Genomic DNA, 21,321 nt, shown 5'->3' with positions numbered 1-21,321 from the left:
TTTGGTGGAGAATCAGCTACTCGGCGTGACCTAGGTAGGCGGTGCGCATTTGGGGGTTCGCTAACAAGTTCTCGGCAGTGTCGTGCAGCACGATCTCGCCAGTCTGCAATACGTAACCCCTGTCAGCGATCGACAGGGCCATGTTGGCGTTCTGTTCGACCATGAACACCGTTGTGCCTGCCTTATTGATCGTGTCGATGATCTCGAAGTTCTGGGCGACGAGCACGGGGGCGAGACCCATCGACGGCTCGTCCATCAGCAGAACCTTCGGTCGTGACATCAGGGCCCTACCGACAGCCACCATTTGCTGCTCGCCGCCCGAGAGGGTTCCCGCCTTCTGACTCAGGCGTTCCTTCACCCGCGGGAACAGTTCGAAGATGTGCTCCAGGTCGTCTGAGATATCATCTTTGCGTAGGTAGGCACCGATTTCGAGGTTCTCTCGAACGGTCATGCGGGCGAAAAGCCGGCGGTTCTCCGGCACCATCGAAACGCCCCGTTCAACAATATGGGCGGTCGACATGCCCGAAATGTCTTCGCCGTTGAGAAGGACTGCTCCCGATGTTGGCGTGACCATCCCGAGAATCGTCTTGAGGGTTGTGGTCTTGCCAGAGGCGTTGCCTCCAAGGAGACACACCATCTCACCCTCGTAAATGGTGAGGTTGACATCTCTGAGAATCTGAACAGGCCCGTAGTGCGTGTTGACGTCCTTGAGCTCGAGGACCGGCGTCCTGGCATCCGTCATGCTGTTGCGGCATTGCTTGCCGGTCTCCCGAGATATGCCTCGATCACGTCTTCGTTGGTCGACACTGATTCGTAGTCGCCCTCGGCGATCTTGACACCGTGGTCGAGCACAAAGACACGATCGGATACGCGGCCGACGACCTTCATGTCGTGCTCGATGAGGACGATCGTATAACCCCGGTCGTCGCGGAGCTTGCCGATAAGGCCGGCGAGTTCGATCGTTTCTTGGGGGTTCATCCCGGCGGTCGGTTCGTCAAGCAGCAGCAGCTTCGGCTCCGTCGCCATTGCCCTGGCGATTTCGAGGCGGCGGCGGTTGGCGTATGACAATGCAAACGCCGGCTGGTCTTCGCGGTAGCCGCGCAATCGAGTGCCAAAGAACGACAGCACATGGCGTGCATGATCTTCGATTTCTTGCTCCTCTTTGAGGAACGCCTTTGTTCGAAACAGGGCACCGAGCACACCCTGGCTTGTGCGGCAGTGGCGGCCAACCATGACGTTTTCAATTACGCTCAAGTTCGGAAAGAGCCGCACATTCTGAAAGGTTCGTGCGATACCGCGGTGGGTGATTGCAGAAGGGGTGAGTCCTGCAATGTTCTCTCCCTCGAATACGATGTCTCCCTCGTCGGGGGTGAAGATCCCGGTGATAACGTTGAAGAAAGACGTTTTCCCGGCGCCGTTTGGCCCGATCACCGAGACTATCTCCCCCTCGTCAACATGGAAGTCGATGCCGCCAAGAGCTTGCACCCCACCAAAGGTCTTCTTCAGGCCAGTCACTTCGAGAATGGCCACTACGCCGTCACCCCCGACTCGCCGTCCACGTCTGAGACCTTGTTGAGCCAGTCGTCTTGTTTCAGCTCGTCGTGGTGGAGTTCTCGCGCGCGCGTCACATTTGGCAACAGCCCCTCGGGTCTCTTGAGCATCATGTAGATGAGGATGATTCCATAAATTAGCAGCTTGAATCGACCGAATTCTCTCAGGAGGCCGGGCAGCGTTGGGCCGCCAAGCAGACCGATAAGCACAACTGACCCGATCGCAACGCCACGCAAGCTTCCTAGGCCGCCGACGATTATGACGACGAGGATGATGAGGGACACCAAGAGCTTGAAGCTTGACGGGAACACAGAGCCGACTTTCGCAGCGAATAAGGCACCGGCGAGCGCTGCGATCACCGCGCCGATCAAAAACGCCAGCAACTTCGATGTGACGGTGTTGATCCCTGTCGCCTCTGCGATCTGTTCATCTTCTCTCAATGCGGCCCACGATCGACCGACCCGAGAGTGTTCCAGACGTTGCGAGACCAAGAACGTTCCGCCAACCAGGACCGCGACGAGATAGAACACCATTTTCGAATTCGCCCCGGCGAATTCGATAGGACCGATGGTTACCGACGGCACATTTGTGATGCCTTGAGCGCCGCCGACCACTGGCTTCCACCAGTCAGAGAGGAACAACTTTTGGGTGATTTCTCCGAATCCGAGAGTTACGATGGCGAGGTAGTCTCCACGCATTCTGATAACCGGTGTGCCGACGAGTATCCCGACAAACGCTGCCACGATGATGACGATCGGGAGCGCAACCCAGAAGTCGAGTTGCGGGATCCACTGTGCCGGGCGGAACGGTGATGTGAGCATCGCAATGCCGTACGCCCCAACCGCAAAGAACGCAACGTAACCCAGATCAAGCATGCCGGCCTGTCCAACGACGATGTTGAGCCCGATGCCGAGGATGATGAAGAGCCCGATGTTGACCGCGGTCTCGCTCAAGGACCGTCCAAGGATCTGCGGAATTACCAGATACGCACCAATCCCCGCTGCAGTCCAGAACCAGTTATTGCGTTTCCTGATTTCTGGGGTCAGGTTCTTGTGGTGTTTCTTGATCCGCTGGTACGTCGCCGTTGGTCCTCGCCCCTTGCCGTAGATCTTGATCAGCACCACGATTGCCGTGACGGCCACTGCTGTGACCACGGTGAGGCCGCCGGCCGGGGCGTATACGATCTTTCCGAGTCCCTCTATACGCAACCCCTTGAACAGCTGCTTTACATCCGCCTCGAAAAGAGCGAAAACTAGCGTCGTCCCAACCGAGACGGCTACGAGCGAGCGTATGCGGGGACGAATGACGTGGAGTGCGCCACCAAAGACGCCGAGTGTCACCGAGAACAGAACCATGAGTAGAAATCCGACGGCGGGACTTTTTCCAAACAACAACGCTGACTGCATGCGCTCGCCGGTGTGGATGAACACGCCGGTGAGATCCATGGTTTGGGCGAGCCATCCAAAGCTTGACACGATGAGGCCGGCAACCAAACCGACGACACCGCCGACGACGATGTCTCGCAGACCCTTGGTTGGTGGCTCAACCCCCTCGATGGTCTTCTCGTGGCTCGCTCTGTACCCGAATAGGAAGGGCGCCCACGCAATGGTTAGGTAGCCGAGGCTGAGTACCGGTGTGATGAGGATGCGGTTGTCGAGCTCTTCGAGCATGCCGATGGCGGCAATGAAAGAAATCACGAGCGCCGCAAGCGCGCCGTGTACGACCACTTCCTTGATATCGAAATCCGCAACTGACCTACGGCGTCCTGCCGCTAGCGCGGTCATGGACGATCCTCGTGTGTCAAGCGTTCCCCAAACAGGCCGCGGGGTCTAAAGATGAGGACGAGCACCAGAGCACTAAACGCGATGACATCTTTCAAGTTGCCGGCGCCCGGTATTCCCCAGCCGCCGAGTATAAGAATCGTCCCGACGCTCTCGAGCAAACCAAGAACGAGGCCGCCCACCATGGCACCAGCAAGATTGCCGATCCCGCCAAGCACTGCCGCGGTGAACGCCTTGATCCCCGGTAGAAAACCGGTGATAAACGAAATGCTACGAAACAGTAGTGCCCACAGGATGCCAGCTACGCCGGCCATTGCCCCGCCCACTGCAAAGGTCGACACGATTGTTCGATCGACGTTGATTCCCATCAGCGCGGCGATCTCTCTGTCCTCGGCCACCGCCCGCATAGATCGGCCGGCTTTGGTTTTCTGCACGTAGTAGTACAGCCCAAGCATCGATACGGTCGTGACGACTATCACAAGGATCTTCGTCCCCTCAATGGGGAGAACGCCAAAGAGGTCGACTTTATCCCGGAGGTAGCTAGGGGGTGGGGGATAGTTCTTGATGCCTTCGCCAAAGAGACCGGCAAAGGTGTATTGGATGAAAAAGGAGATCCCGATCGATGTAATTAGCGGGATGATTCTGGGTGCGTTCCGCAGCGGCCGGTACGCAACCCGCTCCACAATGACCGCTATCAGCGTCGATGTCAGCACCGCCACGACCAGCACGATGGTGAGAGACAGCGCAAAATTGCTCTCCCAGACCCCGCGTTCGAACAGGTTCTGGGCAGCAAAGAATGAGACCATGGCACCACCCATGAACACCTCCCCGTGGGCAAAGTTGATGAAACCGAGCACGCCGTAGACCATGGAGTAGCCAAGCGCGAGCATGCCGTACATCGAACCCTGGGCGACACCCGCAATGGCGAGGTTGGTCCACGCTTCGATCGTCGTCCCGTCGCCGTTGATGGTCATGGCTATCGACCGGATGGCTCCGATGCTGATGACAACGAGCGCCGCAACACGAATAAACAACAGAAATCCGTCGACCCAACCGTCGCGGAATTGTGTGATTGTCTTTTTGGTTTTTGTCGCGGAGACCACTCCGTGCTGCCTTTCCCGTGAACCAAGTGTGGCGCCACCTTTCGGCGGCGCCACACCTACTGCTCACTTATGAGTGTCGTTCAGGGAGAGAACGTGAACACGACGTTTGCCTTCGCCGCGTCCAGGTCGTTTGGCGAGTTGTTCAAGATGATTGCAATGCGCTGAGCACCACAGTCACCGAAGTCGTCGCACGTGATAGTCCCAATGATGCCCGAGAAGCCGGACGTCTTGTCCAGTTCGTCACGCAGAAGCTGGCGGTCGATGAAGATAGTGTCGCCATCGACCACAGCGATTTTCTTAATCGCTGTCAGCAGCATGATCGTCGCATCGTAGGAATGCGCCCAGAAAGGCGCCGTCGGGGCCTCGCCGTATGCAGCCTCGTACGCCGCCAGGAACGACTCGGCGTTGGTGCCGGTCGGCGACGTGTTGTTGCCGAAGTTCAAGTCAGGCCCGGAGTAGTAAATGCCACTCGCTTCAGGGATCTCCATGAAGTTGTCGACAAGTAGCCCGTCGGCCACGATCAGGGTGATGTTCTCAAGACCGGGGACGCCACCGACCTGTTGGGCAATGGGGATTCCTTCAGCCGGGAATATCGGGAAGAACAACATATCGGGCGAGCCCGCGGCGACTTCGGTGAGCACTGCGCTCATGTCGGTGTCACCCTTGTTGACGGATGTGTAGACGACCATCTCACCGCCGAGCTTCTGGAACGCGTCCGAGAACGCCGTCGCTAAGCCGTCGGTGTATGGGTCACCGTCGTGGATCGCTGCGGCCTTGCGCATGCCGAGATCGTTGTACGCAAACTCCGCAACTGCTTGACCTTGGAACAAGTCGTTGTGTGCGGTCCGGTAGTACCCAGGGCGGTAGTCCTTGCCGGCGTTGCCCTTCAGGTCTGACGTCAAGCTCGGCGACGTGTTCGATGGTGAAATCATCACCAAGCCGGCGTCGCTGATAAGCGGTGAAGCCGCGGCGGCCGCTCCCGAACAGGACGTACCGATTACTCCGACGACCTTGTCATCGGCAGTGATCGTCTGTGCGGCGGCCTGTCCGCCCTCTGCGTTGCAGAGGTCATCGAGACCGGTGCCGATTGTGACACTGTGCCCCTCTATGTCGCCGAAGTCGGTGATCGCTAGCTCGGTACCTCGCTGGTTTGGAATACCGAGAAAGGCAACATCTCCTGTGATGGCCTGGAGCGAACGGATCTGGATTTGTTCATCAGGTCCTACCTCAACGGCCCCGAGAACTCCAGCGTCGAAATCGACCCCACCGCCGCATGCAGCGGCTATCAGTGCGAAACCGACCGCGAGACCGAAAAGTCTTGTCTTTTTCATAAGCCTATATCTCCTAAACATTCATAGCCTGCGTCCATTGGCGGGCGCTCGCCCGAATCGGAGCTGATTGTACGCCTTATCGTGCGCGCGTTTCCAGCCGGATGCCGACGAATCGTTTAGGAAAGCTCTTCGGGCGACCCTGGAAGACGCCGCAGAGTGCGTATCGCGACCGTGTGTACGACAGCCCCAGTCCGTCCGCTTGCTCGTAGATCGGCGTCGCCGAGGAGTCGTCGCAGCCTGTCCACCTGGCTCCGTAGACGTTTGTTGTCCTCGCGCAGGGCAAGAACTCGCCGCACTCCTTCGAGGTTGACCCCAACGCTGGTGAGTTCTTGGATGAGCGCCAGCCGCTCGATGTCTTCGTTCGAGTAGCGCCGGGTACCGCCGGGGGTACGGTACGGCTCAATCAGTCCCTTGCGTTCGTAGATGCGTAGCGTCTGGGGGTGCACGCCAGCGAGCTCCGCGGCAACCGAGATGATGTAGACGGCCTGTGCTCGTTCGTTCATGTCATACTCCCAGGTGTTCGCGAGGGCCGGGGCCATCGTTGTTGTCTGCGAATTTCTTGAGCAGCGCCTGCTGTTCTGCTGTCACGTCGGCCGGGATCACAACGTTGACAGTCACCAACAGGTTCCCGGGATCGCCCTTTTCGGGGATCACCCCGCGTCCCTTGACACTAAAGATCTTCCCTGTCTGCGTTGCAGGCGGGATCTTCAACGTCACCTTGCCGTCAAGGGTCGGTACGGTGATATTTGCGCCAAGAGTCGCCTCAACAAAAGTAATTGGGGCGTCCACCAGAAGGTCGATCCCATGCCGGTCAAAGATCGGGTGCGATCCAACCTGTACGTCGACGTAGAGATCACCTCGCGGACTCGATGGTGACGACCCGTAGCCACCCTTGCCCCGCAAGCGCAGCTTGGCGCCGTCGACCGTGCCCTTTGGGAACCGCACCCTGATCTTCTCGCCGTCGATGCTGATCTGTTTTGTCGTCCCAGATATGCCCTCGTGAAAGCTGATGGCCAGCGACGTACTGATGTCATGACCGGGGCGGTTCCGTGGTCTGCTGCCGCCAAAGAGATCACCAAGACCACCGAGCATGTCAAACGACGCGCTGCCGGCGCCCGTGCTCTGGTACAGATCTTCGAATGTGACGCTACCCGAGCGGCCGCGGCCGGCGAATCCACCACCCATCGGCCCGAGCCTTTGGAGTTTGTCGTATTCGGGCCGCTTCTTATTGTCGCCGATCACGTCGTACGCTTCGGATACTTCCTTAAAACGGGACTCCGCTGCGCTGTCGCCGGTATTGGTATCTGGGTGGAGTTCTTGGGCGAGTTTGCGATACGCCTTCTTGATGCTCTTGGCGGACGCGTCGCGAGAAACGCCGAGCACGGAGTAGTAGTCCGTTCCGATCCATTCCTTGCGCATCACTTCACCATCCGTTTGCTCTGACTAACTGGGCGTTTTGTCCACCGCGACCAGCGCCGGGCGGACGACTCTGTCGTGCAACGTGTAACCCCGTCGTAGTTCTTGTGAGACTGTCAGGTCATCGGATCCGTCGGCGGGGCCCGCCACCGCTTCGTGGATTTTCGGATCGAACTCCACGCCGGCGCCAGGTGTAGTCTCAAGCCCTTCCTTGCTCAACATATCCATGAGCTGTGAGTGGGTGCTCGCCAGGCCCTTGAGGAGCTTTTTCTCGCCATCCGTCGTGGGAGAAAACGCGAGTGCGGCATCGAAGGCGTCGAGTGTCGGGAGGAGCTGCACAATGACTCGCTCTCCAGCCCTGCGAATCATGTCGAACTGGTCTCGCTCGACTCGTTTGCGGTAGTTGTCGAAGTCCGCCGTCATCCGCTGAAGCTTGTCTCGTAGATCGACGGCCTCCTCGCGGCTTGCGCGGAGTTGTTCGAGCGCGGCGGTGAACGCCTCGTCTGGGTCGGCCGGCCAATCAAAACCTCCGCCGTCACCGACCTCTTCGACAAAACTGACACCCTCTTGCGGCGGTAGCTCAGATTCGTGGCTGGCTGCCGGCTCTTGTGTACCGGGATCTGCTTCGACGATCTCGACCTCAACAACGGGAGGGTCTGATGGTGCGGAAACATTCTCCGCACCATCAGATGGGGGAGTGCCTTTGCTCACGATGAGCCCTCGTCTCCCGCTTCGTCGTCTGAATCGTCTGCATTTGCCTCGACCACGTCATCGGCGGCCCCATCGTCGTCAACGACCTCTGCCTCAACAACGCCGTCATCATCGGATGTGTCTGTGGCGTCGCTCTCTGCATCTGCCTGCGAAGCCTCATAGATTTTCTGTCCAAGGATTTGGCTAGATGTAGCCAAGGTCTCGGTGGCAGACTTCAGGTCTTCAGTCGATGGGTCGTCGCTGGCGAGCAAGGTTTTGAGTCCTTCGAGCGCCTCGTCTATCGGGGCGCGCTCGTCGTCGCTCAACTTGTCGCCATGCTCTTCCAGCTGCTTTCCAATGTTGTGCGAAAGCTGATCTGCTTGGTTGCGGACTTCCGCGGCCTCGCGCCGCTCCTTATCCTCGTTCGCGTGCGCTTCAGCATCCTCGATCATCTCCTCGATTTCGTCCTTGCTCAGCGCCGTGCCACCAGTGATCGTTACGGACTGGCTCTTGCCTGTGCCGAGATCCTTTGCTGACACCGACACGATGCCATTCGCATCGATATCGAACGTGACCTCGATCTGCGGAACACCACGGGGGGCAGAGACGATCCCCATCAGCTTGAACCGGCCTAGCGAGCTGTTGTCCGTTGCCATCGAACGTTCACCCTGGAGCACGTGGATCTCTACCTCGGACTGATTGTCAGCCGCTGTCGTGTAGATCTCGGCGCGTCTGGTGGGAATGGTCGTGTTGCGCTCGATCATGACGTTTGTAACCCCGCCCTCGGTTTCGACACCGAGAGAAAGAGGTGTCACGTCGAGCAGCAGGATGCCGCTGACGTCGCCCTTGAGCACACCGGCCTGGATCGCGGCACCGAGAGCGACTACCTCATCCGGGTTCACACCTTGGTGAGCTTCCTTGCCCGAGAGTTGTTCGACAAACGCCTGAACTGCCGGGATTCGAGTGGACCCGCCGACGAGGATGACGTGGGCAATGTCCTTAAGAGCCACACCCGAGTCCTTCACCGCTTGGTCGAATGGTTTGCGTGTTCTCTCGACGAGGGACTCAGTCATCCGCTCGAACTCGGTCCTGGTCAAGCTTTTGAGGAGATGGATCGGACCGTCGGCGGTTGCGGTGATGAACGGTAGGTTTATCTCGGTTTCGGTAACCGACGACAGTTCGATTTTTGCTTTCTCCGCCGCCTCCTTCACACGGGTGAGTGCCATTGGATCTGCGCCGAGGTCGACACCGTGGTCGTTCTTGAACCCAGTGATGAGCCAATCCATGACAGCCTGGTCCCAGTCGTCGCCGCCGAGGTCCGTGTCACCGGACGTTGCTTTCACCTCGAAAACACCCTCACCGATTTCGAGTATCGACACGTCGAACGTGCCGCCACCCAGGTCGAAAATGAGGATCTGATGGTCGTTATCCTTGTCCATGCCGTACGCCAGCGCAGCAGCGGTGGGTTCGTTGACGACACGAAGAACTTCGAGGCCGGCGATTTGGCCGGCTTCTTTCGTCGCTTGCCGCTGCGCGTCACCAAAGTAGGCGGGCACGGTGATCACTGCCTCGGTGACCGTGTTACCGAGGAACTTCTCGGCGTCGCGCTTCAGTTTCTGCAGAATGCGGGCTGAGATTTCTTGTGCGCTGTAGTCCTTGCCATCGATTTTCGCAGACCAATCCTCGCCCATTTGGCGTTTCACCGAACGGATCGTGCGGTCTGGATTGGTGATGGCTTGACGTTTGGCCTGGTCACCGACGAGGACATCGCCGTTCTTGGCGAATGCCACTACCGACGGTGTTGTGCGGTGTCCTTCGGCGTTCGCAATGATCTTTGGCTTGCCGCCCTCAAGCACCGCGATGACGCTGTTTGTGGTTCCGAGGTCGATTCCGACTGCTTGTCCCATGAGTATCCTCCTGCCGAACGTGTCTTCGTCAGATGTTGTGATTGTCTAAGTGTATTTCAATAGTATAACCTGAGTCACACATTGTCATATTCCATCTTGTTGGGTTTATCGGCGGAAGTCGACCTACACTAAGTCAGTCAGCGTCGATCGGACGCCAGCCGAGCGAAATAGGAACATGTGGGGTCGTTAGCAATATTGATTGGTGCAGCGCTGGTTGGCGCGGTCGCCGCATGGTTTCTCGCACGCGCTTTTTTCGCTGTAGAAGCTGAGCGCTCGAACGAAGACATGATCGACGCGGCGCGGCGGGCAACGCTCGCCGAGGTCCGGCTCACCGAACTGCGCGCAGAGCACGAGCGGCTTGTTTCGGACCACGCTGCCCTCGTTGAGCGGTACGATACCGTCCGTTCAGATCTCACCATCGATCTGACCAATAAGGCCATCGATGCCGATGGCGGAGTGCCGACACTGTTCTCACGTGTGGATAGTGTGCCCGACATCGTGCCTCCAATTGTCGAACTCAATTCCTACGAAGAGAACGCTCGTGCAAGGGTGGCCGAAATCGCCAGACGCACGGCGGGCGAGATATCCGTTGAAGACAACCTGCAGCACATTCATGGAGTTGGCCCCAAGATGGACGGCATTCTCCGCAAGATGGGGTTCTCTAGCTTCCAACAGATCGCGGCGCTGACTGCGGACGATGTCTCGCAGCTAGACGACGCGCTTGACGCTTTTCGTGGGCGCATCGAACGCGATGACTGGGTCGGCTCGGCGGCAAGACTGTACGCGCAGAAGTATGGCGGGACGGTCTGAACCGATTCGTCGGCGTCGCAAGGGTGGGCCGCGCGGCTGCAGGGTGTTACTGCGCACGAACACTGGAACGGTTCTGACATCACTGGTACAATTCCCGCGTTGATGACGTGCTGCGGGAGAGTCCGCACTGTGTCGGCGCCGAAGGAGCAACCGCCCCGGGAATCTCTCAGGCACCAGGTACCGCAGTACAGAAACGCCTCTGGAAAGTAGCCGCACCAGCGTCTCACCGAAGGGGAAAACCGGATTTCCGGCGAAACTCTCAGGTCCTAGCGACAGAACGGGGCGAGTCACGAGGCACCCCTCGTGTGTTGTTAGGAGCTGTGCTTATGTCATCAACAACCGATAGCCAAGATGCCGACTTCATCGCTCGCCACATCGGCCCTCGTGAACCCGACATCGCCGCGATGTTGTCGTCCATTGGATATGACAGTCTCGACGATCTGGTTCAGGCGGCGGTTCCAGAATCCATTCGCTCTCACGAATCCCTCGATCTTCCCGCCCCGCGGTCGGAGGTGGCGGTCGTCCAGCGGTTGAAGGAACTCGCCGCCAAGAACGAGGTGTTTGCGTCGATGATCGGCATGGGATATTACGGCACGATCACCCCGTCGGTCATACAGCGCAACGTGCTTGAGAACCCGGGTTGGTACACCGCATACACGCCGTACCAACCTGAGATTTCCCAGGGCCGCCTCGAGGCGATCATCAACTTTCAGACGATGGTTGCCGATCTCACCGGCATGGAAATATCGAACGCATCGCTGTTGGATGAGGGGACCGCAGCGGCCGAGGCAATGGCCATGTTGCATCGCCTTTCCAAGGGGCGGCGCGGTGGTATCTTCTTTGTTGACCAAGACGCTTTGCCGCAAACGATCGAGGTGTTGCGCACGCGCGCCGAGCCACTTGGTTTGACTCTGATCGTCGGTGATCCCGTCACTGATCTGCCCGACGTTGAGCCGTTTGGCGTTCTGTTGCAGTACCCGGGCGTGTCGGGAGCGATCGCAGACACAGCGCCAATTGTGGCTTCGTGCCAAGAGCGTGGCATCAAGGTCGCAATGGCCGCCGATCTCTTGGCACTCACGTTGCTGGTATCGCCTGGCGAGTTGGGCGCCGATGTCGCGGTCGGCACGTCGCAAAGGTTCGGCGTCCCCATGATGTTTGGTGGACCGCATGCGGGATATATTGCGACGAAGGATGAGTACAAGCGGGCCTTGCCGGGTCGGTTGGTTGGCGTTTCTAAGGACGCCGACGGCAGAGTCGGGTACCGGCTGACCTTGGCAACACGCGAACAGCACATTCGCCGCGAGAAGGCAACCTCCAACATCTGCACGGCGCAGGTTCTGCTTGCTGTGATGGCTGGCATGTACGGCGTGTATCACGGCCCCGACGGCATCACTGCCATTGCTACAAGAATCCACGGCGATATGTCTGCATTGGTTGCAGGGCTGGAGGCGGCAGGGGTCGAGGTGAAGAACAACACGTTCTTTGACACCATCACGGTGTCGGTGCCGCATCGTGCCGACGAGATTCTCGCAAAGGCACGTGAGCGGCGGATCAACTTTCGTTTCGTCGACAACGACACCGTGGGGATTTCGTTCGACGAGACCACTACGGCGCCATTCGTGGATGCGGTTCTCGAAATCTTTGGAGCCCAGCACGCCGGCGAGAAAACGACGGGCATTCCAAGGTCGCTGCTTCGGACCTCTAATTTTATGGAACACCCGGTGTTCCATTCGTATCGTTCCGAGACCGAAATGATGCGCTATCTCCGCAAGCTTCAAGATAAAGACATCGCCTTGGACCGGGCGATGATCCCGCTCGGGTCATGCACGATGAAGCTCAACGCTGCAACCGAGATGGCGGCAGTCACATGGCCCGAATTTGGAAATCTGCACCCGTTCATCCCCCTTGATCAGGCGGCGGGATACCTTGAACTCTTCGATGAGGTCGAGACGTGGCTCGGTGAGATCACCGGGTATGACGCGGTGTCGTTGCAACCAAATGCCGGGTCGCAGGGCGAGTTTTCTGGACTGTTAGCAATTCGTGCGTACCACCAGTCACGCGGCGACCACGATCGAACTGTGTGCCTCATTCCTGCATCGGCGCACGGGACCAACCCGGCTTCGGCTGCAATGGCTGGTATGAAAGTCGTCGTGGTGAACACCGACGAGTACGGAAACATCGACCTGAGCGACTTGCGGGATAAAGCGGTTGAACACGCGGATTCCCTGGCAGCGCTGATGGTGACGTACCCGTCAACCCACGGTGTGTTTGAAGAGGGGATTGTCGAAGCGTGCGACATCGTCCATGAGAATGGCGGGCAAGTGTACCTGGACGGCGCGAATCTAAACGCAATGGTCGGCTTGGCGAAACCTGGCAAGTTCGGCGGCGATGTCTCGCACCTCAACCTGCACAAAACGTTCGCCATCCCCCACGGTGGCGGTGGACCCGGGGTCGGCCCGATCGGTGTCAAAAAGCATCTCGCCCCGTTCCTCCCCGGGCACGGTCTCGTCCCAGATCAGGACGATCACCGTGATGGTGTTGGTGCTGTGGCGTCCGCGCCGTGGGGCAGCGCAGGGGTTCTTTCGATCTCGTGGGCGTACATGGCTTTGCTTGGCGGCAGCGGTCTCACCAAGTCAACCAAGGTTGCGATCCTCAGCGCCAACTACATCGCTCGGCGTCTGAGCGCGCACTATCCGCTTTTGTTCACCGGGAACGCCGGTCTTGTCGCTCACGAGTGCATCATCGACCTCCGCCCCATCAAGGACGAGGTTGGCGTTACAGTCGACGACTTCGCCAAACGTCTCATCGACTACGGCTTCCACGCCCCGACGATGTCGTTTCCAGTTGTTGGCACGCTCATGATCGAACCGACGGAGAGCGAGAGCCTTGAGGAGCTGGACAGGTTCTGCGATGCCATGATTGCGATCAGGGCAGAGGTCGACCTTGTCGCCGATGGCACCTACCCGCTGGACGACTCCCCTCTGAGCAACGCGCCCCATCCGGCGGAGAACCTCCTGGTCGACGAATGGGTGCATCCGTATTCGCGCGAGGTGGCCGCTTATCCGGTTGCCGGCTTACGGGCCGACAAGTATTGGCCGCCGGTGAGCCGCATTGACAACCAGTACGGCGATCGCAACGTGATGTGCTCGTGCCCACCGATCGACGCCTACCTGGAGTGACTGCGTAACGGGTCCCACCAGCTAGGTCTCAGCCCTGGGGATCAGCAGCTCGAATACCGTGGAGTCACCGTCGCGTAGATAGGTAAGGGTTCCGTTCATCAATTCCGCAAGTTGGCGCGATAGCGAAAGCCCGATGCCGACACTTCCGGGTTGGCCGGCCGGGTCGTGTGCGCGGTAGTACCGCCGGAAAATAGCGTCGGCCTCGGCGTCTGGGACGCCGTCACCGTGGTCAATCACGCGCAGATGCACATGGTCGCTTCGCTCGTGACGGCAACCTCATATGGAAGTTTGCCGTACTTTGTAGCATTGACGAGCAAGTTTCGGACGATCTGACGCACCCTGAATGCGTCGCCCATCGCAAGCGGCTGCGGCTCGGCATTGATCGAGACGGCGCCTATGTTCAACGAGTCGACGACCTGTTTTGCAACCGCGACGATATCGAGTTCGACGATGTCGACTTGTATCTCACTCACGGACGATTGGGCTGCTGACAGAAGGTCCTCGACCAGGTCTGCCATTTCGGTAGCCTGGTTGGCGATCATTTGGATAAATTCATCCCGCTCGGCCGCGGCGAAGTCGTTAGTGCGGTCCGTCAGTTCGGATGCGAGCCCGACGATAATGGTCAATGGTGTCCTGAGTTCGTGACTGACCGATCGCACCAGAGCGTCTTTTGACGCGGCAAGCTCGGTAAGTCGCTGACGCGCCACTCGCTGTCCGGTGACGTCGACAAAGTGGACCAAGAATCCGGCATGGGAACCGTTTGTCTGAATGCCCGATACGGTGCAAAGACCCCACACGGTGTCGCCTTGCGAGTTGGTCAGCTTCAACTCGCGAGAGAAGGATGACGACCGACCGTCGCGAATATCCTGCACCGATCCCCAGAAATCGGTGTCGTCCTCAGGAACGCTGAAGACGCCTTCGCTAGGGTGAGCTGGGTTTCCGAGTATCTCCCGCATTGCCCGGTTGGTGCGGATTGCACCGAATGTTTTGTCCCGCAAGGACATGCCCGCAGGACTATCCACAAACGCTGATTCGAACGTCGCCTGTGAACGGGCGAGCCTGGCGGCTATGTGGCGGTTGGTTGTTAGGTCGACCCAATGGGAAATTGAGAAGAGGAGTTCCCCCGAATCGTCGCGCACCGCGGATGCAGTGATATGGACGTTGAATGTGCTGCCGTCGCTTCGAAATGCGTCGGTCTCGACCTGACCGGCGTCCAACGTTCCCCGTATGAACTGCTGTGAGAGTACGACTGCTTCAGCGGCGGTCTCCTTGGGCATCATATCGGTGAACGTCATAGTGCGTAGCTGCGCGTCGGTACGACCGAACATGGTCTGGATCGCCTGGTTCGAGTAGATGATCTCGATGTTGCTGTCCGTGATCACTATTCCGGCTGGAGACCGGTCCAGGGCAGTTCTGGAGAGACTTTCTGATGGACCAACAGCCTCCGCCCGAGTTGAGGGGGACTAGCAACAGATCGACACATCGAGATCGCCCGCCGTGCTCGTTGTGTAGTCGTGACTGTACGACGCATCGGATCGACCGCCCACTTTTCGTGTGTAGCCAGAGTGCAGTGCCGTCTAGTCGCGACCAACTGGACGGTTTCTTGACATCGTCGCAAAGGTCGCCAAGTTGAGTCCCGACAAGCTCCCGCGTCTCGTAGCCAAGCAAGCCGGTAGCGGCACGGTTTGCGTACACAATGACGCCCGCGCCTGTCGTTTGAAGCATTGCGACACCAAGCGAGTTGACGAGGTCCGCAGGCGATGGGTCTGTCGATTCGAGCTCCGGTTTTCGGATCTGGTCTGTCATCTGGACCCATTCGGATCAGGTTGCGTTTCGGACGCCGGCGCTGCTGTCGGCGGTGCCGGCGGGCGGTGGTCCTTCCACGGTCGGGCGACTTCGAGCTGGCGGGCAAGTTGCATCAGTAACTCATCTCCACCGTGTGCAGCCGTGAAGTGGGCCCCAATGGGAAGACCATTTTCGGTCCAATGCAGCGGCACCGACATTGCGGGGAGCCCTGCGAAGTTCGCAATCGGTGTAAAGGCAACATACCGTGCGAGCTGGTCGACGAGAGTGTTTGTTCGCTGGTCTTGGTCGATCTCGCCGGTCCGGACCGGGGGAGTGCTGAGCACTGGTGTCAGCTCGATGTCGTACTCGTCGAAAAGGTCACCGTACACGTATGCCGTCTCTTGGAGTCTCTGAAACGCCTGCATAACGTCGGTAGCACCAAGCCTGCGCGCTCGTTTGATTAGAGCCCAGGTGAACGGCTCAAAGGCCGGCTTTCCTGTCGCTTTCTCCACGCGGTTCGCAATGATTCGCATTGTCGCGTAGTCACCCAACGTTTTGCGGAGAGCCTTCAGTCCCTTCCGTGTTTCTTGAGCCTCGTCGAGAATGGCCCGAAAGGTAGTCGCAGGTAACACTGCCCACAGTGTCATGAATGCGTCCTCCATCCGCTCCGCGTCAACCTTGGTCGTGTGTTCGACGACCGTGTGGCCCAACTCTTCGAGCAGAGAAACCACGCTCGAGATCATGTCTCGGCACGCTGGGTGCACGGGTCTCCCGCGGTGATCTGTGGTCCGCACGGCGATGCGGAGAGGGCGGACCGTGACGTCGATCGCGTCGAATAATGAGCGGCCCTCGATCGACATCCGCCACAAGTCACCGGTCGTTGCGCCCCCGACCGCGTCGAGAAACGCCGCCGTGTCGCGCACGGTGCGTGAGATGCATCCGTCGATTGCGATACGGTCTGCGAGAGAGTTCGGGCGGTGTGGCATTGTGCCGCGGGATGGTTTGAGGGCAAATAATCCGCAGTTCGAGGCCGGGATACGAAGCGACCCGCCTCCGTCGCCGCCGTGAGCCATTGGCACCATTCCCGCTGCAACGGCAGCCGCAGCGCCGCCGCTCGAGCCTCCCGGCGAGCGGGTCAGATCCCACGGGTTGTTGGTCGGGCCGTACAGGCGAGACTCTGTGGTCGGGAGGAGACCGAACTCGGGGGACGCGGTGCGCCCGAGCACGCTGAAGCCGGCGTTGCGCATCCTTTTACCGATCGTGTCGCTGGCTGGCGCAACAAAGTCCTTGAAGAACACCGACCCGTAGCTGACCGGTAGTCCGGCTTCGGCCTGGAGATCCTTGAGAAGGAACGGAACGCCGTGGAACGCACCCGATGGCAGCGATTCGCTGTTGAGAATCTCAAGGGCGCGCTCGAAGTAGGTATCGATGACCGCGTTGATTGCGGGGTTGCGGTCGGTGATGACGTCGATCGCGGCTTCTGTGATTTCGACAGGCTTGACCTGCCCCGTTCTCACAAGTTCAGCGAGCCCGACGGCGTCATAATCCTGATACTCGGTGAACGGCACGTGACTCCCTCGACGGTGTCTCTAGAGTTTGCCGCACTGTAGTGGCTACTGGCGCGTGTTAGCGCAGAATGGTCACTTCTGATTGGGGGATGGGCGTTCGGGCCGCGCCGGGGACCGAGTGGTGTGCCGCACGCAGGCCGCGCAACAGCAGCCAACAGCCGACAGGGACGGTCACGACATACACCCAGATCGAGGTTTGGGCCACCACGTTCATGTTGTACGCAACGGTGTAGGTGACGGCTGCGAATGACACCGCGGAAGCCCCGAATACCAAAAGCCGGGTCGCTGGAACCTTCGGTGTTGACAGGTAGCTCGGTGTCTCTGGTTCGAGGTGGGTGCGGTGTTTCAGTATCCGCATCGAGCCACCGAACAAAAACACCGCAACAGGCACGGCCAGCGGGAGAGGCATGAAGACAGCTACGGTTCCCCACATTGCGAGTGCGGCGATTCCCTATTGCGCCGCCCGCTGACTGAGTGGATGCTGCGAGCGAGCCCATTGCCACAGACCAAACCCGGTAACGAGCGCGACAACCGTAGCTGCGGTGTAGATCGTAAACGCCGCCGGTGTTGTCCGCGTCGGGTCTTCCGTCCACCACATGATCGCCCACGCACCCTGGAGGATACCGATCCCGGCGGCGAGCGGCATCCACGGACGTGACATCATCCAGCGCGGAAAGACATCTCACAGCCACACCACCGACAGCAGCGCATGTCATGCAAATGCGGTCCATGAGACTGACAATGGAAGCGCTTCGTAGGTGGCTGCGACAAGGACACCCTCAACCATCCACCCGAACAGCGACCCGGCGACAAACAGCAGACGCCGGTCCTTGAGACGCCATTTTTCAATCGCGACCCGTGTCAGCCACACCGGAATCATGTACATCAGGACCAGCTCGACGTACGACGCCACCGAGTCCTCAGCCCGCCACCGCACCCAAAACGCCGCCGCAGAAATGGCTACCGTCGCCACGGTGAGACCGAAGGTTGCCAATAGTCGCTGTGCGATGTTCCTCATCCAAACACGATCGCATACCTACCGCAAGACAACTATCAGGGATTCCCCTACGCCCTTTCAGGGGCAACCTGGGTCAACATCAGGGCCGCGAATGTTCTAGCACGCGGGCCGCGGCGAGACTGGCCGGGTCCGCTGCGTTTGGCTTAGTTTCGGAACATGGTCTCGTCTGCGGCGTGGGTGCGAAGAATCTGGGCTGGTTGGTAGCGGTCGCCGTGTGCGGCGGCAAGGTCGTCGAGTTGTTCGACGATGGTGACGGCCCCGACCTGGTCAATGTGGGTGAACGGTCCACCGCGAAACGGTGGGAAGCCAAGACCGAAGATGGCGCCTATGTCACCATCGCGGGCTGATCGCAGGATGCCCTCTTCAAGGCACAACGCAGCCTCGTTGATGAAAAGCAGCGACAGTCGGCGTTGGATTGTTTCCGTGTCCATATCGATGCGGTCCGCAGCGCCGATCACGTCGTACACCGAGTCGTCGACACCGCCCTTCTTCCCATCCGTGTAGGTGTAGAAGCCACGGCCGTTCTTGCGTCCGTGCCGCCCATCATCGACGAGCGCGACGTATCCAGACACGGGTTTCATCCGGTCGCCGAACGCCTTGTGCATGATCTTGCCAATCTTGGCGCCGACATCGATACCGACTTCATCCGTCAGTGTGATCGGGCCGATGGGGAACCCCCATGAGACCATTGCAGTGTCGATCGCCTCGATAGACACCCCCTCTTCTAGGAGGTGTCCGACCTCGTTCATATACGGGCTGAGGACACGGGTGGTGTAGAACCCGGCGCCGTCACGAACCACAATGACCGTGAGACCTTGACGCTTGCCGAGTTTGACACACGTTGCTGTCACCCAGTCCTCGGTGGCGTCAGTGACGATGACTTCAAGGAGCGGCATCTTCTCGACCGGCGAAAAATAGTGCATGCCAATGATGTTGCCGGGGCGTTTTGCCCCTTTGGCGATCTCCGTGATCGGGATCGACGAGGTGTTCGTCGCAAAGATTGTCGTGTCTGGGGTGATTGCTTCAATCTCGGCAACCATCGACCGTTTGAGGTCGACGTCTTCGAACACCGCCTCGATGACGACGTCCATGTTTTCAAAGCCCGCGTATGTGGTGGAACCGGTGACCTTGAACATCAACCTGTCGGCATCACCCTTAGACATCCAGCGGCGTTTGACTTGTTTGCCGAGGACTCTTCGTATGTAGGACAAACCCTTTGTGATGCCCTCGTCCGACACATCCTTGAGCCTCGTGTGCACACCGGCTTTCGTCGTGTTCACCGTTGCAATGCCAGAACCCATGAGCCCGGCACCGAGTACACCCACGTTCTCAACCTTTCTGGGTAGTGCATCGCTATCGATCCCGGTGTTGCGCTTGAGTTCGGTAGAGCCAAAGAAGACAGACATCAGGGCCTTTGCCTTGGCGGAGGTGACGAGCTTTGCGAACTCTTCGAGTTCAGCTCGACTGCCGGCCTCCGCCCCTTGTTCGACACCCGCGCGTATGCAGCGCAGCGCAGCGATCGGCGCCGGGTAGTTGCCGCCTGTGCTGGCGAGTAGCTTTTCGTCGGCCTTCGAGAACAGCAGATTTCGGCCAACCGGTGTCTCCTCTAGAGCGAGCTGCTGGATGCCCTGCGGTGAAAGCAATCTCCTCAACCGATCGAGACCAGAAGGTGTCGAGGTTTTTGCCCCGATAGCTGCCTTGGCGCGTGCTCTGGCGACATCCATGAGCACCTCTTGCGGGCAGACCTCGTCGACCAGACCGATTCTTCTGGCCTTTGCAGCCCTGACATTTTTTCCGGTCAAGATGAGGTCGAGCGCCGTGGCGATACCGACAAGTTTGGGGAGCCGATACGTCCCGCCGCCGCCGGGCAACAGCCCAATCTTCACCTCGGGTTGGCCGAGAACGGTTGCCTTGTTGTCGGTTGCAATTCGGATGCTCGCTGTAAGGGCCAGCTCGCACCCTCCGCCGAGACATGCCCCATTGATTGCTGCAACCACGGGTTTCCCCAGTTTGGTATGCAGGTCCTCGATGCGTTGGAACATGGCCTGACCATCCGTCAGGAGGGCGATTGCCTCGTCGGCATCGTCGAGCGAGAACAGCCATGGGATGTCGGCCCCCGCAAGGAAGTTGTTCCGTTTTGCAGACCCGATGATGAGAGCCTTGATGTCTGGGTCGGTTTCGACGAGTCCCACTATGTCGTTGAGCTCCGCGCCGAACTCTGGTGTTAGCGAGTTCATCTTGGCCCCGGCCTTATCCATAAGGACTGTGGCGATTCCATCGTCGATCGAGAATGAGAAGTTTTTATATGTTGGCTGGGTCATCGTGTTCCTATCGCTCGAGCACGAGCGCCGCGCCGATACCGCCGGCCGCGCATTGGGTGACGAGCGCGGTGCCGGCACCGCGGCGTTGAAGCTCGTTCGCCATGGTGAGTATCTGGCGGGTGCCGGTTGCCGCAAAGGGGTGGCCGAGCGAGATCGAGCCTCCGTAGATGTTGAATTTGCCCATGTCGATAGTTCCGATGGCGCTGTCGCGGTTGAGGTATTTCTTCGCCCAGCTATCCGACTCGAAGGCCTGCACGTTGGAAAGCACCTGTGCTGCGAATGCTTCGTGCATGTCGATGACGTCGATATCGGCAAGTGTCATGCCGGCCCTGTCGAGTGCTTTTGGTGTGGCAAACGATGGTCCCATTAATAGTTGCCACCCTGGGTCGATTGATGCAAAAGCCCACGATCGGATCGCTGCTTTGCTTTCAAACCCGAGCCGTTTCGCCGTTGCTTCCTCCATGAGAATCACGGCTGAGGCACCGTCGGTGAGGGGGGATGCGTTCCCCGCAGTGACGGTGCCGTACTTGCGATCGAAGACAGGTTTCAGCGACGCCAGCTTGGTCGCGGTGGAGTCTTTTCGGGGAATGTTGTCGCGGGTGACGACTGTTTTGTATGTGGGGCCGACCGGGAAGCTCATGACTTCGTTGGCGAAGATCCCTTCGTCCCAAGCCGCGACTGCGTGCTGGTGCGAGCGGAGCGCAAACGCGTCCTGATCTTCGCGTGCGATACCATTCTCGCGGGCCATCTTCTCGGCGGAGTCACCCATCGATTCGCCGGTGGTGCGTTCGGCAATCGCCGGCGGGTTCGGTGCCAGGTCTTTCGGTCGAATCTTCGCAAAGGCCTTGAGTCTGGTCGGAA

The 21,321-nt window shown here is 59.2% G+C and carries 20 protein-coding genes and 1 riboswitch; of the genes, 2 read left to right on the top strand and 18 right to left on the bottom strand.

Annotated elements, in window-relative coordinates:
• Positions 1-16: 16 nt before the first annotated feature.
• The 9 genes from IIC71_10395 to dnaK form a co-directional block, all read right to left on the bottom strand.
• Entirely contained in the window at positions 17-742 is a 726-nt protein-coding gene (locus tag IIC71_10395; GenBank protein MCH7669587.1) for an ABC transporter ATP-binding protein, read from the bottom strand.
• The gene (locus tag IIC71_10390) at positions 739-1,530 is read right to left on the bottom strand and encodes an ABC transporter ATP-binding protein (protein MCH7669586.1); all 792 of its coding nucleotides are present in this window, start codon (positions 1,528-1,530) and stop codon (positions 739-741) included. Before IIC71_10390 ends, IIC71_10395 begins: the two co-directional genes overlap by 4 nt.
• On the bottom strand, positions 1,530-3,335 hold the full coding sequence (locus IIC71_10385; protein ID MCH7669585.1) for a hypothetical protein: 1,806 nt from the start codon (positions 3,333-3,335) through the stop codon (positions 1,530-1,532). Before IIC71_10385 ends, IIC71_10390 begins: the two co-directional genes overlap by 1 nt.
• Positions 3,332-4,306: a branched-chain amino acid ABC transporter permease gene (locus tag IIC71_10380; GenBank protein MCH7669584.1), complete on the bottom strand. Its 975-nt coding sequence runs from the start codon at positions 4,304-4,306 to the stop codon at positions 3,332-3,334. The genes IIC71_10385 and IIC71_10380 overlap by 4 nt, the downstream gene beginning before the upstream one ends.
• 209 nt (positions 4,307-4,515) lie before the next feature.
• Entirely contained in the window at positions 4,516-5,766 is a 1,251-nt protein-coding gene (locus IIC71_10375; protein MCH7669583.1) for a branched-chain amino acid ABC transporter substrate-binding protein, read from the bottom strand.
• A 116-nt stretch (positions 5,767-5,882) separates the two neighbouring features.
• A complete protein-coding gene (locus IIC71_10370) occupies positions 5,883-6,269 on the bottom strand; it encodes a helix-turn-helix transcriptional regulator (GenBank protein MCH7669582.1) in 387 nt (128 codons plus the stop codon).
• Between the two features lies 1 nt (position 6,270).
• Positions 6,271-7,185: a J domain-containing protein gene (locus tag IIC71_10365; GenBank protein ID MCH7669581.1), complete on the bottom strand. Its 915-nt coding sequence runs from the start codon at positions 7,183-7,185 to the stop codon at positions 6,271-6,273.
• A gap of 24 nt (positions 7,186-7,209) precedes the next feature.
• Positions 7,210-7,893 carry a nucleotide exchange factor GrpE gene (locus tag IIC71_10360; GenBank protein ID MCH7669580.1) on the bottom strand — a complete coding sequence of 228 codons (684 nt, stop codon included), beginning with the start codon at positions 7,891-7,893 and terminating at the stop codon, positions 7,210-7,212.
• Positions 7,890-9,779 (bottom strand): molecular chaperone DnaK, encoded by a 1,890-nt coding sequence (dnaK, locus tag IIC71_10355; protein ID MCH7669579.1) that lies wholly within the window; start codon positions 9,777-9,779, stop codon positions 7,890-7,892. The genes IIC71_10360 and dnaK overlap by 4 nt, the downstream gene beginning before the upstream one ends.
• A gap of 177 nt (positions 9,780-9,956) precedes the next feature.
• Here dnaK and IIC71_10350 point away from each other — a divergent pair, with 177 nt between their 5' ends.
• Complete coding sequence (locus IIC71_10350) at positions 9,957-10,589, top strand: hypothetical protein (GenBank protein ID MCH7669578.1); 633 nt, start codon at positions 9,957-9,959, stop codon at positions 10,587-10,589.
• A gap of 103 nt (positions 10,590-10,692) precedes the next feature.
• Positions 10,693-10,782: riboswitch (glycine riboswitch) on the top strand.
• A gap of 133 nt (positions 10,783-10,915) precedes the next feature.
• On the top strand, positions 10,916-13,768 hold the full coding sequence (gene gcvP / locus IIC71_10345) for an aminomethyl-transferring glycine dehydrogenase (protein MCH7669577.1): 2,853 nt from the start codon (positions 10,916-10,918) through the stop codon (positions 13,766-13,768).
• A gap of 21 nt (positions 13,769-13,789) precedes the next feature.
• Here the strand turns inward: gcvP and IIC71_10340 are convergent, their stop codons facing one another.
• The 9 genes from IIC71_10340 to IIC71_10300 form a co-directional block, all read right to left on the bottom strand.
• Positions 13,790-14,005 (bottom strand): ATP-binding protein, encoded by a 216-nt coding sequence (locus IIC71_10340; GenBank protein ID MCH7669576.1) that lies wholly within the window; start codon positions 14,003-14,005, stop codon positions 13,790-13,792.
• A complete protein-coding gene (locus IIC71_10335) occupies positions 14,002-15,063 on the bottom strand; it encodes a PAS domain S-box protein (GenBank protein MCH7669575.1) in 1,062 nt (353 codons plus the stop codon). The genes IIC71_10340 and IIC71_10335 overlap by 4 nt, the downstream gene beginning before the upstream one ends.
• Positions 15,023-15,574, bottom strand: coding sequence for a PAS domain-containing protein (locus IIC71_10330; protein ID MCH7669574.1), 552 nt, complete (start codon positions 15,572-15,574; stop codon positions 15,023-15,025). Before IIC71_10330 ends, IIC71_10335 begins: the two co-directional genes overlap by 41 nt.
• Positions 15,571-17,121 (bottom strand): amidase, encoded by a 1,551-nt coding sequence (locus IIC71_10325; protein MCH7669573.1) that lies wholly within the window; start codon positions 17,119-17,121, stop codon positions 15,571-15,573. The genes IIC71_10330 and IIC71_10325 overlap by 4 nt, the downstream gene beginning before the upstream one ends.
• A 58-nt stretch (positions 17,122-17,179) precedes the next feature.
• Positions 17,180-17,530, bottom strand: a complete 351-nt coding sequence (locus IIC71_10320) for a hypothetical protein (protein ID MCH7669572.1) — start codon at positions 17,528-17,530, stop codon at positions 17,180-17,182.
• 42 nt (positions 17,531-17,572) lie between these two features.
• On the bottom strand, positions 17,573-17,785 hold the full coding sequence (locus tag IIC71_10315; protein MCH7669571.1) for a hypothetical protein: 213 nt from the start codon (positions 17,783-17,785) through the stop codon (positions 17,573-17,575).
• A 48-nt stretch (positions 17,786-17,833) separates the two neighbouring features.
• Positions 17,834-18,139 (bottom strand): hypothetical protein, encoded by a 306-nt coding sequence (locus tag IIC71_10310; GenBank protein ID MCH7669570.1) that lies wholly within the window; start codon positions 18,137-18,139, stop codon positions 17,834-17,836.
• 143 nt (positions 18,140-18,282) lie between these two features.
• Positions 18,283-20,460: a fatty acid oxidation complex subunit alpha FadJ gene (gene fadJ, locus IIC71_10305; protein MCH7669569.1), complete on the bottom strand. Its 2,178-nt coding sequence runs from the start codon at positions 20,458-20,460 to the stop codon at positions 18,283-18,285.
• Positions 20,461-20,467: 7 nt separating this feature from the next.
• On the bottom strand, positions 20,468-21,321 hold an 854-nt coding region (locus IIC71_10300), incomplete at its 5' end, for an acetyl-CoA C-acyltransferase (GenBank protein MCH7669568.1).

The organism is Acidobacteriota bacterium, from assembly GCA_022562055.1.
In the GTDB taxonomy this organism is placed as follows: Bacteria; Actinomycetota; Acidimicrobiia; order Spongiisociales; family UBA5794; genus BMS3BBIN02.
The sequence above is the reverse complement of the archived record's forward strand: the minus strand, read 5'-3'. Positions and strand labels throughout refer to the sequence as shown.

What these genes read in the sequence shown, in the direction of transcription:
- IIC71_10395 (MCH7669587.1), bottom strand. Translation starts at nt 742, where the DNA reads ATGACGGATGCCAGGACGCCGGTCCTCGAGCTCAAGGACGTCAACACG.
- IIC71_10385 (MCH7669585.1), bottom strand. Translation starts at nt 3,335, where the DNA reads ATGACCGCGCTAGCGGCAGGACGCCGTAGGTCAGTTGCGGATTTCGAT.
- IIC71_10380 (MCH7669584.1), bottom strand. Translation starts at nt 4,306, where the DNA reads ATGACCATCAACGGCGACGGGACGACGATCGAAGCGTGGACCAACCTC.
- IIC71_10375 (MCH7669583.1), bottom strand. Translation starts at nt 5,766, where the DNA reads ATGAAAAAGACAAGACTTTTCGGTCTCGCGGTCGGTTTCGCACTGATA.
- IIC71_10370 (MCH7669582.1), bottom strand. Translation starts at nt 6,269, where the DNA reads ATGAACGAACGAGCACAGGCCGTCTACATCATCTCGGTTGCCGCGGAG.
- IIC71_10365 (MCH7669581.1), bottom strand. Translation starts at nt 7,185, where the DNA reads ATGCGCAAGGAATGGATCGGAACGGACTACTACTCCGTGCTCGGCGTT.
- dnaK (MCH7669579.1), bottom strand. Translation starts at nt 9,779, where the DNA reads ATGGGACAAGCAGTCGGAATCGACCTCGGAACCACAAACAGCGTCATC.
- gcvP (MCH7669577.1), top strand. Translation starts at nt 10,916, where the DNA reads ATGTCATCAACAACCGATAGCCAAGATGCCGACTTCATCGCTCGCCAC.
- IIC71_10335 (MCH7669575.1), bottom strand. Translation starts at nt 15,063, where the DNA reads ATGACGTTCACCGATATGATGCCCAAGGAGACCGCCGCTGAAGCAGTC.
- IIC71_10330 (MCH7669574.1), bottom strand. Translation starts at nt 15,574, where the DNA reads ATGACAGACCAGATCCGAAAACCGGAGCTCGAATCGACAGACCCATCG.
- IIC71_10320 (MCH7669572.1), bottom strand. Translation starts at nt 17,530, where the DNA reads ATGCCTCTCCCGCTGGCCGTGCCTGTTGCGGTGTTTTTGTTCGGTGGC.
- IIC71_10315 (MCH7669571.1), bottom strand. Translation starts at nt 17,785, where the DNA reads ATGATGTCACGTCCGTGGATGCCGCTCGCCGCCGGGATCGGTATCCTC.
- IIC71_10310 (MCH7669570.1), bottom strand. Translation starts at nt 18,139, where the DNA reads ATGAGGAACATCGCACAGCGACTATTGGCAACCTTCGGTCTCACCGTG.
- fadJ (MCH7669569.1), bottom strand. Translation starts at nt 20,460, where the DNA reads ATGACCCAGCCAACATATAAAAACTTCTCATTCTCGATCGACGATGGA.